Origin of the sequence: Burkholderia perseverans (genome assembly GCF_022870505.1) — a bacterium.
In the GTDB taxonomy this organism is placed as follows: domain Bacteria; phylum Pseudomonadota; class Gammaproteobacteria; order Burkholderiales; family Burkholderiaceae; genus Burkholderia; species Burkholderia plantarii.
Genome location: NZ_CP045094.1, coordinates 2,074,213 through 2,089,126, shown reverse-complemented (window position 1 = coordinate 2,089,126; position 14,914 = coordinate 2,074,213). Strand labels below are relative to the sequence as shown.

Below are 14,914 nucleotides of genomic sequence, written 5' to 3'. Positions count from 1 at the left end.
CCGGACAGCCCCGAGTCTAGCCGGCCAATGTTGTCTAGACAACTCGTTTTATCTCGAAAACGAAAATATTTCATGGCCTCGGTATTGACATCGAGATCATCAAATTCAACGGTATTTTTTGGTAGACGAACGCATGCCGCCACCGGCGACCTGATGCCGGGATGGCGGTCAGCTTGTCTAGTCAAACAGGAAGAAAAAATAGACGACGAGGTCGGCGCGGCGCGCGCCGCGAACGGGCACGCGGAAACCGCGAAGGCGCATCAACACATCAAGGAAGGCGGCATGGCCCGCGGACAGTTCGCGCGCCACGCCCCGGGCCTCACATGCTGCCGGCCAGATGGAAGCGCGAGGCCGGATGCCAGAGCTGCACGGCGGTGGCCACCGCCTCGCCCACCCAGGTGCGCCGCCACATCATCAGGCACGGCTCGCCGATCTCCATGGCCAGATGGCGCCGGATCGGCGCCTCGGGCTTCTGCGCATAGATGCGGAAATCGGCGCGCTGGATCGGCGCGAGCCGCACCATGTAGCGGTTCGGCGTCTCGGCCGTGAAGTCCTGCTCCAGGTACTGCGGAAACACGCTCGGGTTCACGTAGCGATCCTCGTACTGGATCGGCTCGCCTTCCTCGTAGTGGACGATCAGCGAGTGGAACACCGGGCCGGCCGCCAGGTCGAGCGCGGCGCAGGCCTGCGGATCGACGCTCGATTCCAGCAGCAGCACCTTCGCGCTGTGATGGTGCCCGCGCGCCACGATCTCGTCGGCGATGTTGCGGATGTCGAGCACGGTGGATTCGACGTCGCGCGGCGCGACGAAGGTGCCCGAGCCCTGCACGCGCGTGAGCACGCGTTCGGCGGTCAGCTCGCGCAGCGCGCGCGAGACGGTCATGCGCGCCACGCCGAACTCCTTCACGAGCTCGGTCTCGGACGGGATCATCTCGCCGGGCTTCCAGGTGCCGCTGGCGATGTGGCCGATCACGTAGCGCTTGATCTGCTCATAGGCGGGAGCCGGCTTGCGTGCCCCCGCCGGCTGCACCGCATCGTCCACAGTATTCGTAATCATCGTTATTCTCGACTTCGTCGGTGATGGGCGACCGGCCGGCCGCGATCGCAAGGTGTCGCCATTCAGCCGCCGATCGCCGCGGGCAGCACGTCGTTGGCCGACGCCATCGGGCCGCCCGCCGAGGGCGGCGCCGCGTCCGCCAGCAGCGTGCCGTCCACCGGCCGCACCTTCACCGGGTCCGGCAGCGGCGGCGGCGTGTCGTCGGCGATCAGCCGGAACGCGAACGCGATGTCGTCGGCCAGCGGCCGGTCATCGCGATAGGTCGCGACCTCGCCGCGAATGCGCGCATGCAGCGCCTCCGTATAGGCCGCGCGCGACGCCTCGACCGGCTGCAGGTCGTAGGCCTGCGCGGCGGCGAGCAATTCTATCCCAAGTATCCGGCAGCTATTTTCGATCACCACGAGCGCCTTCAGCGCGGCCGGCGTGGCATGGCACAGATGGTCCTCCTGCAGGCCCGAGGTCACGCCGCCGTCGAGGCTCGCGGGGGCCGCCTCGCGGCGGTTCTGCGCGACCAGCGAGGCCGCCGTGTACTGCGCGATCATGAAGCCCGAGCGCGTGCCGCCCGGATGCGCGAGGAACGCGGGCAGCCCGCTCACGAGCGGATTGACGAGCCGGTCGATGCGCCGCTCGGCCATCGCCGCGACCTGCGCCACGGCCACCGCGAGGCTGTCCATTGCCAGCGCGATCGAGGCGCCCACCGCATGCGCCTGCGAATAGACGCGCGGCGTGTCGGGCGTGCCGGTCACGATCGGGTTGTCGGTGGTCGAGGCCAGTTCGCGGTTGACCACCTCGGCGGTGGCCGCCAGCACGTCGCGCGCGGCGCCGTGGACGTGCGGGATGGTGCGCATGCTGAGCGGGTCCTGCGTATGACGGCCGAGCGCGGCCGCGAGCAGCCCGCTGCCGTCGAGTGCCGCGCGCATCCGCGCGCCCACCTCGGCGAGCCCCGGCGAGACGCGGAACGCGAGCGATTCGGCGTCGAACGCGGCCATCTGCCCGCCGAGATTCTCGAAGCTCATCGCCGACACCGCGTCGGCCCAGTCGAGCAGCCGCGCGGCACGCTGCAGCGCGAGCGCGGCCAGGCCCGTCACGCACGGCGTGCCGTTCACGAGGCTCAGGCCTTCCTTGGCGCCGAGCGAGAGCGGCGCGAGCCCGAGCCGCGCGAGCGCATCGGCGCCCGCGAGCCGCTCGCCGCGCCACTGCACGTGGCCCGCGCCGACGCACACCAATGCGATGTGCGCCATGTGGCTCAGGTAGCCGACCGAGCCGAGCGCCGGCACTTCGGGCAGGCAGTCGGCATCGAGCAGCACCGCGAGCCGTTCCACCACTTCCACGCGCACGCCCGAGTGGCCGTGCGCGAAGTTGTTGATCGCGGCGGCCATGATCGCGCGCGTCTCCTCGCGGCCGAGCGGCGCGCCCACGCCCACCGCGTGGCTCATCAGGATGTTGTGCGAGAGATCGTGCTGGTCGGCCGGCGACACCACCACGTCGCAGAGCGCACCCACGCCGGTGTTCACGCCGTAGGCGCGGATCGCGCGCGAGACGATCTGCTCGACCAGCTCGCGCGCGGCGGTGATGTTCGCGCGCGCCGTGTCGGAAAGGTGCAGCGGCTCCCCGGCGGCGACGGCGGCGATGTCGCGCCAGTCGAGCGGGCAATCGGAACGGAGAATGGCCATGGCGGTACCTGCGGATCGGACGAGGGTGGCGTGGACGGACCTTCGTTGCACCCGCAACGTTGGTCCGAACGGTGAATCGAACGGTCAATCAGTTGGCATTGCGGTCCTCGTGGCCCGACACGAAACGGCGGAACCGCTCGGACTTCTGCTCGCCGAACACCTCGTCGGGCGTGCCGTCCGAATCCACCTGTCCCTGGTGCAGGAACATCACGCGGTTCGACACGTGTCGCGCGAAGCCCATCTCGTGCGTGACCACCAGCATCGTGCGGCCCTCCTCGGCGAGCGAGCGCATCACCCGCAGCACCTCGCCCACCAGTTCCGGATCGAGCGCCGAGGTCGGCTCGTCGAACAGCATCACCTTCGGATGCATGGCGAGCGCGCGCGCGATCGCCACGCGCTGCTGCTGGCCACCCGACAGATGCGCCGGATAGTGGCCGCGCCGCTCGGCCAGGCCCACCCGCGCGAGCAGCGCCTCGGCCTCCTCCACCGCCTCGGCGCGGCTGCGCTTGAGCACGCGCATCGGCCCCTCGATCACGTTCTCGAGCACCGTCATGTGCGACCAGAGGTTGAAGTTCTGGAACACCATGCCGAGCCGCGAACGCACGCGGTCCACCTGGCGCCGGTCGGCCGGCTGCAGCGTGCCGTCGCGGCGGCGCGTCATCTTCAGTTCCTCGCCGGCCAGCGTCACGGCGCCGTCGTCGGGGATCTCGAGCAGGTTCAGGCAGCGCAGGAACGTGCTCTTGCCCGAGCCGCTCGCGCCGAGGATCGAGATCACGTCGCCCTCGTGTGCGTCGAGCGAGATGCCCTTCAGCACGTGGTGATCGCCGAACGACTTGTGGATGTTCCGCGCGGACAGCGCGACGGGATTGGCGGAATGCATGCGTGTCTCCAGCAAGGAATGAGGCGATCGTTCAGGGCGCGGCGCGCCGCGTTTCGAGCGTGGCGACGGCTTGCGGCGCCACCGCCGGCGCGCCGCGCAGGTGCCACGAGAGCCGCGTCTCGGCGAAGCCGAGCACGCGCACCACGAGGAAGTTCAGGAACAGGTAGATCAGCGCCGCGCAGACGAACACCTCGGTGGTGCGATAGGTCTGCTGGATGATCTGCTGCGCGACACCCGTGACCTCCCACACCGTCACGAGGCTCGCGAGCGCGGTGGACTTGACCAGCAGCACCGCCTCGGTCGAGTACGCCGGCAGGCACTGACGCAGCGCGATCGGGCCGATCACGCGGCGCAGCAGCGCGAAGCCCGACAGGCCGATCGCCTGGCCCGCCTCGATCTGCCCGACCGGCACCGCCATCAGGCCGCCGCGGATGATCTCGGCCGTGTAGCCGGCGGTGCAGAGCGCGAGCGAGAGCACGGCGCACACATAGGGCTCGCGCAGCACCGGCCACAGGAAGCTCTCGCGGATCACCCCGAACTCGCCGAGCCCGTAGTAGACGAGGAACATCTGGATCAAGAGCGGCGAGCCGCGGAACACCAGGATGTAGGCGCGCGCGAAGCGGTTCGGCAGCCAGTGCGGCGACACGCGCAGCGTGACGATCACGAGCGAGAGCAGCCCGCCCAGCACCAGCGACAGGAAGAACAGCCCCAGCGTGGTCGGCACGGCGGCAATCAGCTGCCGCAGGGTGTCGAGCAGGAACGGGAAATCGATATGCATGATGATGGCCGCCGTGACGTCAGTTGCGTGCGAAGTTGCGCTTGAACGAGCGGCCCACGCGCGCCTCGGCCTTGCCGAACACGCGGTTCGAGAGGCCCGTCATCAGCAGGTACAGCACGCCGCCCGCGACGAAGAACAGGAAATATTCGTGGGTGGAGCCGGCCGCCACCTGGGTGGCGCGCAGCAGCTCGGCCAGGCCCGTCACCGAGATCAGCGCGGAATCCTTCAGGCTCAGTTGCCAGACGTTGCCGAGCCCCGGCAGCGCGAAGCGCAGCACCTGCGGGATCAGCACGCGGCGCGCGGCCGTCAGGCGCGGCATGCCGATCGCGCGCGCGGCCTCGAGTTCGCCGCGCGAGACGGCCAGCACCGCGGCGCGGTAGACCTCGGCCTGGTAGGCGCCCGAGATCATGCCCACCGCCACCGCGCCGATCGCGAACGGCGGCACGCCGACGAAGCCGTCGGCGCCGAACCACTGGCCGACCGTGGTGACGAGCGAGGAGCCGCCGAAGTAGAACAGGTAGATCACGAGCAGCTCCGGCACGCCGCGGAACACGGTCGTGTAGCAATCGCCGAGCACGCGCAGCGCCCGGAAGCGCGACAGCTTCGCGGCGGCCACCAGGCCGCCGAACACCGAACCGATCGCGAGCGCGGACAAGGTGAGCACGATCGTCATCAGCGCGCCGAGCAGCAGCACGCTGCCCCAGCCCTCCGATCCGAAACCGAGCATGGTGATGAGAGACGACATGGCGACTACCCCAGGCAAACCAGACGATGCAGCACTACCGGACTGACGCCGCGCGCCCCGCCGGGCGCGGCACGCGGCGCCGCGAGAGCCCGCGCGACGCTTACGGCGTCACGTCGGTCTTGAACCACTTCATCGACAGCTTCTTGATCGTGCCGTCGGCCTTCGCGGCCGTGATCGCGGCATCGAACTTCGCCTTCAGGTCAGTGGCGGTCTTGCGGAACGCGAGGCCCTCGCCCGGTCCCCACACCGGTCCGGCGATCACCGGGCCGGCCGGCACGACGTGCGACTTGTCGGCGTTCGCGGTGTAGTAGGTGATGTCGTCGAACGACGCGTCGATGCGGCCGTTGGCCAGATCGAGGTCGCGCTCGGGCGCGCTCTTGTAGACGCGCACCGAGGCCACGTCCTTGAAGTTGTTGTTGACGAAGGCCGTGTAGATCGTGCCCGACTGCAGGCCGATGGTCTTGCCCTTGAGCGCCTTGCGCAGCATCTCGATGGCGGGCGAGGCGCTGCGCGCGTCGTTGTCGAGCCGCACCGCGCCCACCGCCGGCGACGACTTCGGCAGGATCTTGGTGTCGGCCACCGCGAAGGTGGCCGGCGTGGCCGCGTAGGGCTGCGAGAGCGCGAGGATCTTCTCGCGGTCCGGCGTGATCGAGATCGCGTCCATCAGCACGTCGAACTTGCCGGCCTGCAGGCCCGGGATCATGCCGTCCCAGTCCTGCGTGACGAGATTGCACTTCAACTGCGCGTGCGCGCAGAGGTTCGCGACCAGCTCCGGCTCGAAGCCACCGAGCTTGCCGCCCGGCAAGGTCAGGTTCCACGGCGCGTAGCTGCCGTCGAGCGCGATCGTGACGGTCTTCCAGTCCTTCGCCTGCACGGACCCGGCCATCATCGCGGATCCAAGGACCGCTCCGATCACGAGCGTGGCGAGACGGCTGTGCTTACTCTTCATGTCGACATTCCCCATAGGTTCGGAAATTACCTGCAACACCACGACCAACGTTGATCTTGTATAGACAAGAATGAGTCAACAAAATCACCTTGGCAAGCGATTTCGAGAAAACGAACGGCGACCTAGGGGATACCCTTGGAACGTTGTCCCGTATGGGTTTGACGCGGATTCGGCGGTGCTTTCGCGAAGCCTGCGAAGCACCCGGCCCCGGGACTTCGCCCGCACGCGCGAAGTCATCTAGTCAACTGAACAATCGGTTGCACCGTTGCCGCCGGCGCCCTTCGATCCCGCCCGGCGCGCGCCTTGCGCACGCGCCGCCGTCAGCGTACATCAGGGCTCCGGCGGTTGCACCGCGCCTTGCAACCCGCGCGCGATCAGCGCCGCCGCGAACGCCTCCGCAATGCGCGGCAGCGTGCGGCCGCGCCGCTTCACGAGCGCGACGGGCCGCGCGAACGCCGCGTCGGCGATCGGCCGCGCCACCAGTTCGGGTTCGGCGAGCACTTCGCGTGCCGAAGCCGGCAGGATCGTCACGCCAAGCCCGCCGCGCACCATCGCCACCGCCGTCATCATGTAGGTGGGCTCGCAGGCCACCTCGGGCAGGTGGCCCGCCTCGGCCAGCGCCGCGAGTGCCGTGTCCACTACCGCGCGCACGCTGGTGCCGCGCGCGGTCAGCACCAGCGGCTGCGCCGCCAGGTCGGCGGCCGTCACGCGGCGGCGCCGCGCGAGCGGATGCCCGCGCGGGCACACCACCACCAGCCGGTCCGCGCCCGCGTGCAGCACCTCGAGCGCGGCGTCGACGCGCTCGCCGCCGGTCAGCCCGAGATCGACTTCCTCGTTGCGCACCAGCGCGTCCACCGCGCTCGCCACCCCGTCGCGAATCTCGAAGCGCGCCAGCGGCACCTGCCGCCGGAACTCGCGGATCAGGTCGGGCAACACGCTGGCCGCGAAGGTCGGCAGGCAGGCCAGCCGCACCGTGCCGGCGGTGCCGTCGCCGAGCGCGCGCGCATCGCGCAGCACGCGTTCCATGTCCTCGAGCGAGCGCTGCAGCAGCGGCAGCAGCTCGCGCCCGGTCTGGGTGAGCGCCACGCTGCGACTGTTGCGGTCGAACAGGCGCGCGCCGACGGTCTGCTCGAGGCGCCGGATCTGCACCGTCAGCGCCGGCTGCGAGAGATGCAGACGCGCCGCCGCGCGCGTGAAGTTGCCGGCCTGCGCGATGGTGACGAACGCGCGAAGCTCGCGCAGGTTCAGGTCCATGTTCGATCCATAACGAGGTGTGATTGCTGCGATCAAATCATTTCAATTGCGTTATCGTGGTGGCGAAATTACGCTCGCCCTCATCAAAAGACAAGACCGGAGACACCATGATGCTGCCGTTGCTGGGGCTCGCCACCATCGTCGTGCTGCTTGGCACGATCCTCACGCGGCGGCTCTCGCCGCTCGTGGCGCTGATCGTCGTGCCGGTGGCCGCCGCGCTCGCCGGCGGCTTCGGGCTGCAGGTGGGCGGCTTCGTGGTGGGCGGGCTGAAAAGCCTCGCACCGGTGGTGGGCATGTTCGTGTTCGCGATCCTCTATTTCGGCACCATCACCGACGCCGGCACGCTCGATCCGATCATCGACCGGATCCTGCGCGCGGTGGGCACGCGCCCCACGCGCATCGTGGTCGGCACCACGCTGCTCGCGCTGCTGATCCACCTGGACGGCTCGGGCGCCGTCTGCTTCCTCGTCACGATCCCGGCCATGCTGCCGCTCTACGACCGCCTGAAGATGGACCGGCGCGTGCTCGCGGCGGCCGTGTCGATGGCGGCCGGCATCAACTTCCTGCCCTGGACCGGGCCGATGATCCGCGCCTCGGCCTCGCTGCACCTGCCGATCTCCGCGCTGTTCAATCCGCTGATCCCGGTGCAGGCGGTGGGCCTCGTGTTCGTGTTCGGTGCTGCTTACTGGCTCGGCCGCCGCGAGGAAAAGCGGCTCGGCGGCGCGGCGCACGGCGCGATTCCGATGCCCGAGCGCATACTCACGCCCGAGCAACAGGCGCTGCGCCGCCCGCGCCTGTTCGGCTTCAACCTGGTGCTGACGGTGCTGGTGCTCGGCAGCATGGTGGTGCTGGGCGAGCGCGTGCCGCCCGCGCTCACGTTCATGGTGGGCTTCTGCATCGCGCTGGTGGTCAACTATCCCGACGTCGAGATGCAGCGCAAGCGCATCGACGCCCATGCGCGCGCCGCGCTGATGATGGCCGGCATCCTGCTCGCCGCCGGCGTGTTCACCGGCGTGATGCAGGGCAGCGGCATGCTCAAGGCGATGGCGGGCGCGGCGGTGGGCTTCGTGCCGCCATCGATGGCCGGCCACATCCCGGTCGTGCTCGGGCTGCTGGCGATGCCGCTGAGCCTGCTGTTCGATCCCGATTCGTTCTACTTCGGCGTGCTGCCCGTGATCGCCGAGGTGTCGGGGCAGCTCGGCGTGCCGGCCGTGCATGTCGGCCAGGCCGCGCTGCTCGGCCAGATGACCACCGGCTTTCCCGTCAGCCCGCTCACGCCGGCCACGTTCCTGGTGGTCGGGCTGTGCGGCATCGAGCTGGCCGAGCACCAGAAATTCACGTTCCCGCTGCTGTTCGGCGCGTCCGTCGTGATGACGATGGCCTGCGTCGTGCTCGGCGTGTTCCCGCTCTGACGCGATGACGACACCCGCCATGTCGTTGCGCGCGCAACCGGATCCTTCACCATGACCACCCTTCCCCCCGATCGTCCGATCCGGCTCGGTGCCGGCGCCGGCTACTCCGGCGACCGCATCGAGCCCGCCGTCGAGCTGGCCGAGCACGGCGCGCTCGATTACCTGATCTTCGAATGCCTGGCCGAGCGCACCATCGCGATCGCGCAGCAGGCACGCCGCGCCGATCCCGCGCTCGGCTACGACCCGCTGCTCGGCGCGCGAATGCGTGCGGTGCTGCCGGCCGCCGCCGCGAACGGCGTGCGGATCATCTCGAACATGGGCGCCGCGAACCCGCTCGCGGCCGCGCGCGAGACCGCGCGGATCGCGGCCGCGCTCGGCGTGGGCCGACTGCGCGTGGCCGCCGTGAGCGGCGACGACGTGCTCGCGCCGATACTGGCCGGCGCGTTCCGCTTCCTCGAATCGGGCGACGCGGTGGCCGACTATCGCGAGCGCATCGTGTCGGCCAATGCCTACCTCGGCGCCGAGCCGATCGTCGCGGCGCTGGCCGCCGGCGCCGACGTGGTGCTGACCGGCCGCGTGGCCGATCCGGCGCTGTTCGCCGCGCCGCTGATCCACGCGTTCGGCTGGCCGATGGACGACTGGGCCCGCCTCGGCCAGGCCACCGTGGTGGGCCACCTGCTCGAATGCGCAGGCCAGGTCACGGGCGGCTATTTCGCCGATCCCGGCTGGCTCGACGTGCCGGATCTGGCGCGGCTCGGCTTTCCGATCGGCGAGGTGTCGGCCGACGGCGCCGTGACCCTCACCAAGCTCGCGCGCGCGGGCGGCCGCGTGAGCGTGGACACCTGCAAGCAGCAGCTGCTCTACGAGATCCACGATCCGGCCTGCTACCTGCAGCCCGACGTGACCGCCGATTTCAGCGCCGTGAGCGTCGTGCCCGACGGCCCCGACCGCGTGCGCGTGACGGGCGGTGCCGGCCGCGCGCGGCCCGACACGCTGAAGGTGACGGTGGCCTACACCGACGGCCATATCGGCGAAGGGCAGATCTCGTATGGCGGCCCCAGCGCGACCGCGCGCGCGCGGCTGGCCGGCGAGATCGTGCGCGAGCGGCTGGCGCTGACCGGCGTGGCAGTGAGCGAGCTGCGCATCGATTTGATCGGCGTGGACGCGCTGTACGGCGACACGCTGGCCGGCACGCGCGGCGAGCCCGCCGAAGTGCGGCTGCGCGTGGCGGGCCGCACCGCCACGGCGGCCGACGCGGCGCGGATCGGCAACGAGGTGGAAACGCTCTATACCAACGGGCCGGCCGGCGGCGGCGGCGTGACGAAGGCCGCGCGCGAGGTGCTGGCCGTGCAGTCGGTGCTGCTGCCGCGCGAGCAGGTGCGGCCCGTGTTCACGATGGTGGAGGCTGACGATGCAACTGCGTGAACTCGCGCATTCGCGCACCGGCGACAAGGGCAATACGCTGAACGTCTCGGTGATCTGCCGCGATCCGCAACACTATGCGCACCTGCGCGAGCAGCTGAGCGCCGCGCGCGTGAAGGCCTGGCTCGGCGCGTTCGTGCAGGGCGAGGTGGTGCGCCACGAGCTGCCGGCGCTGGCCGCCTTCAACTTCGTGCTCGGCGAGGCGCTGGGCGGCGGCGTCACGCGTTCGCTCGCGCTCGACGCGCACGGCAAGTCGGTCAGCTCGGCGCTGCTCGCGCTCGAGGTGCCGGCGCCGCCGGGTTGAGGCGGAGCATTCGAGGCGACGCGTGGGTGCTGCCCCGCGACGGCCGTCGGGCCGCCCGCCCGGCCTCAGCCGCCCCGCGCCTCGCGCCGCACCGCTTGCGGCGGCACGCCGAAGCCGCGCACGAACGCCTCGCGCAGATGGCGGCGGTCGCGAAAGCCGGTCTCGCGCGCGATCACCTCGAGCGGATGCGTGCCGCGCTCGACCATCAGGCGCGCCGCTTCCAGGCGCAGCCCCTCGATCGCCCGGGCCGGCGACTGTCCCGTCTCCATCGTGAACACGCGGCTGAACTGGCGCGGGCTCAGATGCGCCGCCGTGGCCAGCTCCTCCACCGACAGCGGACGATGCAGGTTCTGCCGCGCGTAGTTCAGCGCGTTCTGGATGCGGTCCGACTTCGGCGCGAGTTCGAGCATCTCCGAATGCTGCGACTGGCCGCCCGAGCGCCGCTGATGCATCACCAGCTTGTGCGCCACCGAGCGCGCCACGTCCGCGCCCAGATCCTGCTCGACCATCGCCAGCGCCAGATCGAGCCCGGCCGTCATGCCCGCCGAGGTCCAGACCGGTCCGTCCACGATGTAGATGCGGTCGTCCTCGACCTGGATCGCCGGATGCGCCTGCCGCAGCGCACGTGCGAAGGCCCAGTGCGTGGTGGCGCGGCGCCCGTCCAGCAGCCCCGCCTCGGCCAGCATGAAGCCGCCGGTGCAGATGCCCGCCACGCGGCGCGCGCGGCCGCTGGAGCGGCGCAGGAACGCCACCAGATCGTCCGGCGGCGGCACCACCAGCGGGTCGATCACGCCCACCACCAGCCAGGTATCGACACCGCCGCGCGGCGCCACCGCCCGCGTCTCCACCCGCATGCCGAGCGACGAGCGCTGCGGGCCACCCGAGATCGAATGGTTCTCGACCGTGTAGAACGGCGTGCCGGCCACCAGGTTCGCGACCTCGAAGATGGTCTGGGACGCCAGCGCCATGATCTGAAACCCGTCGCTGAGCAGATATCCGATTCGATGCATGGCCGGCCCCGATATGTCGATGTGTCGATGTCCTGAAGCGGTACGTTATACCTCATGCGGGACGCCGCCATGACAGCGGTGGTGCAACGCGTGGCCGACGCGCGGAATATCGATAGCTCGAAAACTTGGTTGGTGGCGGCCGGCGATCTCGCGACCATAGCGGGCTGCTCAGTCTCACCAAGGAACTCCGATGGCCGCCTCCCTTCCCCGCTTCGGCGTGTGGGCGCTCGTTCACGGCAGCCGTGCCGCACTGCAGGATCCCGACGAACCCTACGACGCCTCGTGGGCGCGCAACAAGGCGCTGGTGCTGGCGGCCGAACGGCTCGGCTACGATTCCGTGCTGGTCGCGCAGCACACCATCAATCCGCACGATCCCGCGCTCGACCAGCTCGAGGCCTGGACCGCCTCGGCCGCGCTCGCCGCGCTGACCGAGCGCATCGAGATCATCGCGGCCATCAAGCCCTACCTCTATCACCCCGTCGTGCTCGCCAAGATGGCGCAGCAGATCGAGCACATCAGCGGCGGGCGCTTCGCGATCAACCTCGTCAACGCCTGGAACCGGCCCGAACTCGAACGCGCCGGCATCGGCTTCGCCGAGCACGACGCGCGCTACGCCTACGGGCGCGAATGGATCGCCGTGGTCGAGGCGCTGCTGGCCGGCGAGACGGTGCGCTTCGCCGGCGAACATTTCCGCATCGACGATTACGCGCTGCGGCCCACCGACCCGTTCCGGGCACGGCCGCGCATCTACGTGGGTGGCGAATCGGAGCCGGCGCGCCAGCTGGTGGCCGACCATGGCGACGTCTGGTTCATCAACGGCCAGCCGCACGAAGACGTGGCGCGCCTGATCGCCGACGTCGGCACGCGGCCGCGCGCGGCCGGCGCCGCGCCGCTGCGCTTCGGGCTGTCGGCGTTCGTGATCGCGCGCGAGACGGCCGGCGAGGCCGAGGCGCATCTCGCGCACCTGTTCGCGCTGGCCGAACTCGACAAGCCGTTGCGCGAGCAACAAAAGCAGAACATCGATCCGAACGTGGTGATGATCCAGACCTTCGCGCGCTCGGCGCGGGTCGGCTCGAACGGCGGCACGGCGGCCGGGCTGGTGGGCAGCTACGACGAGGTGGCCGAGCGCGTGGCCGCGTTCCATCGCGCGGGCATCGAGCTGTTCATGCTGCAGTTCCAGCCGTTCGAGGCCGACATGCAGGGCTTCGCCGAACACGTGATTCCGCGCGTGAAGCGGATCCTGGGAACCTGAGCGCATTCGGCCGCGCCGCGCCGATGCGAATCACCGGACGGCGGCACGCAGGCAGGCTCCCGCAGGTATGGAGCGCCGCGCGGACACGCGTTATGATCGTGCGCCGTATTCCCACCTACACGCGGAGCCGACCGACACGATGGACACGTCCGACCGACTGATCTCGCACGAGGCGCAATCCGGCGCCACGCTCGACGCCACGATCGAAGCAACCAAGGCCCGCCTGCGCGCCGCGGAGCCGTTCCCGGGCGCCACGCTCGACCAGCAGCTGGCGCTGGTCGACCAGCTCGCGCAATTCGAACTCGGTCGCTTCCTGCTTGTGAATCGCGGGCTCGACGCGATCTGGACGCACCGCCTCGTCACGCACGAGCCGGGCAGCCTGCAGCTGGGCCAGGTACCCGAACTCGAATACCTGAGCTTCGAGCGCCTGCCCGCCACCTGCGCCACGCGCGAGCGCTTCGGCATCTTCCGCCGCGAACTGCAGGCGCTGCTGAAGCCGGGCGCCGTGTTCGCCTCGGTGCCCGGCGGCGTGATGGGCGACCTGCTGCTGCTCGACTACGCGCAGGCGCCGGACGTGCGGCTGATCGGCGTCGATCTCGACCAGAACGCGCTCGATGCGGCGCGCGCGCTGGCCGAGGAACGCGGCCTGGCCGAACGCTTGTCGCTGCGCCGGGCCGATGCCTGGGAAATGGACCTGCACGCCGAAGCCGACGTGCTGACCAGCAACGGCATCAACCTCTACGAACCCGACGACGAGCGCGTCGTGCAGCTGTATCGCAAGTTCTTCGACGCGTTGAAGCCGGGCGGGCGGCTCGTGACCAGCTTCCTCACGCCGCCGCCCTCGCTCTCGCCCGATTCGCCGTGGGAGATGAGCACTACCACGCCGGCGTTGCTCGGCCTGCAGTTCCTGCTGTTCGCGCGCGTGATCGAGGCGAAGTGGAGCAGCTTCCGCACCCATGCCCAGACGCGCGAGCAGCTCGAACGCGCCGGCTTCGCCGACGTCACGTTCATCGACGACAGCGCGCGGATGTTCCCGACCGTGGTGGCGCGCAAGCCCGAGTAGGCGCATCGCGCGCGGGGCGGCGCCATCGGGCCACCGCGCCGCGCGCGGCCAGAATCGTTCAGAACGGATTCGCAATCGTGCCGGTGGGCGCCGGCGGCTCGTCGGCGAGCTTCGCGGGCAGGTCGGGCGCCGCCTTCAGCGCCTCGACGATGCTGGTGAGCACGGCCAGCAGCGCCTGCGCGCGTTTCAGCCCTTCCTGGTCGCGGGCGATCTCGAGGTCGCCGCTCACGCGGATGCGCGCCGGGTCGTTGCTGATCGTCAGCGCGTCGCCGGCGAGGTTGACGACGGTGCTGTCGTCGGCAAACGCGGGGAAATTCGTCTTAGACACCGGACAGCCCTCCTGCCTTCATATCCTTCAGTCGTTCCGGCACGCCGGGAAAACGCAGCCCGCTGGCGGCCTCCAGTTGATGCACGGTTTCGATATCGTAGCGCTTCGCGTCGGCGTTCTTCACGACGATCGCGAACGCCATGCCCCGCGACGGCAGGTAGACCAGCTTGAAGATCTCGGTCGGCACGATCACGCGGTCCGCGCCGATCGTCTGCAGTTCGCTGCCATGGAACATCGGGCCGGTCACCACGTAGGCCTCGCCGTCGCGCATTGCCATCGCGCGCACCGCCTCCTCCACATGCGCCCAGAGCCGCCGGTTGTTCCGCGGATTCTGCGGAATCATGTTCGCCAACGAGAACGATTCGGCCATCGCCGTATCGTTCCAGCGGTCGCCCGCCGGGCTCATGTGGCCGCGATCGAAGCCACTGCGCCGGTAGTCGGCCAGCGTCGCACCCTCGCCCGCCGGCAGGCGCGCTTCCGCGAAGAAGCGATTGGTGCGCACCTCGTCCTTCGCGTCGGCCAGATGCTCGGCGGTCAGATGCTCGGCCGACCAGAGCGGCGTATGCGTGATGCCCGAGTGCAGCACCTCGAAGTCGGAATAACAGAGCAGGCGCGCTTGCCTGACCATCTTCGGATTCGTCAGCTCGGGCTCGAGGCCCGACGGAGAAAACTGCGAACACGACGCGGCGTGGACGCCCGCCGCGACCGACAGCAGGCCTAGCGCGGCTAGCCATTTCATAGTCATGCGTCTTTTTCGAGAAAAAAGCGCGCATTGTAGCGGGGCGAA

Annotated in this window: 16 protein-coding genes; 5 read left to right on the top strand and 11 right to left on the bottom strand. The window is 69.9% G+C overall.

What is annotated here, in order from left to right:
* Positions 1-177 precede the first annotated feature (177 nt).
* The 8 genes from BpN12_RS33330 to BpN12_RS23940 all read right to left on the bottom strand — a co-directional run bounded on the left by BpN12_RS33330 (position 178) and on the right by BpN12_RS23940 (position 7,336).
* On the bottom strand, positions 178-309 hold the full coding sequence (locus BpN12_RS33330; protein WP_280529164.1) for a hypothetical protein: 132 nt from the start codon (positions 307-309) through the stop codon (positions 178-180).
* Positions 310-319: 10 nt separating this feature from the next.
* The gene (gene hutC / locus BpN12_RS23970; RefSeq protein ID WP_246797902.1) at positions 320-1,057 is read right to left on the bottom strand and encodes a histidine utilization transcriptional repressor HutC; all 738 of its coding nucleotides are present in this window, start codon (positions 1,055-1,057) and stop codon (positions 320-322) included.
* A gap of 62 nt (positions 1,058-1,119) precedes the next feature.
* A complete protein-coding gene (locus BpN12_RS23965; RefSeq protein ID WP_246797901.1) occupies positions 1,120-2,730 on the bottom strand; it encodes an HAL/PAL/TAL family ammonia-lyase in 1,611 nt (536 codons plus the stop codon).
* Positions 2,731-2,818: 88 nt separating this feature from the next.
* Positions 2,819-3,610: an ABC transporter ATP-binding protein gene (locus BpN12_RS23960; protein WP_246797900.1), complete on the bottom strand. Its 792-nt coding sequence runs from the start codon at positions 3,608-3,610 to the stop codon at positions 2,819-2,821.
* A 31-nt stretch (positions 3,611-3,641) separates the two neighbouring features.
* Positions 3,642-4,388 (bottom strand): ABC transporter permease, encoded by a 747-nt coding sequence (locus BpN12_RS23955; RefSeq protein ID WP_246797899.1) that lies wholly within the window; start codon positions 4,386-4,388, stop codon positions 3,642-3,644.
* A gap of 19 nt (positions 4,389-4,407) precedes the next feature.
* Positions 4,408-5,133, bottom strand: coding sequence for an ABC transporter permease (locus tag BpN12_RS23950; protein WP_198252311.1), 726 nt, complete (start codon positions 5,131-5,133; stop codon positions 4,408-4,410).
* 100 nt (positions 5,134-5,233) lie between these two features.
* Positions 5,234-6,082: a transporter substrate-binding domain-containing protein gene (locus BpN12_RS23945; protein ID WP_246797898.1), complete on the bottom strand. Its 849-nt coding sequence runs from the start codon at positions 6,080-6,082 to the stop codon at positions 5,234-5,236.
* 330 nt (positions 6,083-6,412) lie between these two features.
* Positions 6,413-7,336, bottom strand: coding sequence for a LysR family transcriptional regulator (locus tag BpN12_RS23940; RefSeq protein WP_246797897.1), 924 nt, complete (start codon positions 7,334-7,336; stop codon positions 6,413-6,415).
* A gap of 110 nt (positions 7,337-7,446) precedes the next feature.
* Between BpN12_RS23940 and BpN12_RS23935 the strand changes: the two genes are divergently transcribed.
* From BpN12_RS23935 to BpN12_RS23925, 3 genes are read left to right on the top strand one after another with little or no spacing between them, the layout of a single operon-like run.
* The gene (locus tag BpN12_RS23935; protein WP_246797980.1) at positions 7,447-8,748 is read left to right on the top strand and encodes a CitMHS family transporter; all 1,302 of its coding nucleotides are present in this window, start codon (positions 7,447-7,449) and stop codon (positions 8,746-8,748) included.
* Between the two features lie 51 nt (positions 8,749-8,799).
* Positions 8,800-10,173, top strand: coding sequence for an acyclic terpene utilization AtuA family protein (locus BpN12_RS23930; protein ID WP_246797896.1), 1,374 nt, complete (start codon positions 8,800-8,802; stop codon positions 10,171-10,173).
* On the top strand, positions 10,160-10,474 hold the full coding sequence (locus BpN12_RS23925) for an AtuA-related protein (RefSeq protein WP_246797895.1): 315 nt from the start codon (positions 10,160-10,162) through the stop codon (positions 10,472-10,474). Before BpN12_RS23930 ends, BpN12_RS23925 begins: the two co-directional genes overlap by 14 nt.
* Before the next feature lie 65 nt (positions 10,475-10,539).
* On the opposite strand, the gene BpN12_RS23920 is transcribed toward BpN12_RS23925, so the two are convergent.
* Positions 10,540-11,484, bottom strand: coding sequence for a GlxA family transcriptional regulator (locus BpN12_RS23920; protein WP_246797894.1), 945 nt, complete (start codon positions 11,482-11,484; stop codon positions 10,540-10,542).
* A gap of 190 nt (positions 11,485-11,674) precedes the next feature.
* Here BpN12_RS23920 and BpN12_RS23915 point away from each other — a divergent pair, with 190 nt between their 5' ends.
* Together BpN12_RS23915 and BpN12_RS23910 are read left to right on the top strand one after the other, a co-directional pair.
* Positions 11,675-12,736, top strand: a complete 1,062-nt coding sequence (locus BpN12_RS23915; protein WP_246797893.1) for an LLM class flavin-dependent oxidoreductase — start codon at positions 11,675-11,677, stop codon at positions 12,734-12,736.
* A 139-nt stretch (positions 12,737-12,875) separates the two neighbouring features.
* Positions 12,876-13,799 (top strand): SAM-dependent methyltransferase, encoded by a 924-nt coding sequence (locus tag BpN12_RS23910; protein WP_246797892.1) that lies wholly within the window; start codon positions 12,876-12,878, stop codon positions 13,797-13,799.
* A 58-nt stretch (positions 13,800-13,857) separates the two neighbouring features.
* Here the strand turns inward: BpN12_RS23910 and BpN12_RS23905 are convergent, their stop codons facing one another.
* Complete coding sequence (locus BpN12_RS23905; RefSeq protein WP_246797891.1) at positions 13,858-14,127, bottom strand: hypothetical protein; 270 nt, start codon at positions 14,125-14,127, stop codon at positions 13,858-13,860.
* On the bottom strand, positions 14,120-14,872 hold the full coding sequence (locus BpN12_RS23900; protein ID WP_246797890.1) for a DNA/RNA non-specific endonuclease: 753 nt from the start codon (positions 14,870-14,872) through the stop codon (positions 14,120-14,122). The genes BpN12_RS23905 and BpN12_RS23900 overlap by 8 nt, the downstream gene beginning before the upstream one ends.
* Positions 14,873-14,914 lie beyond the last annotated feature (42 nt).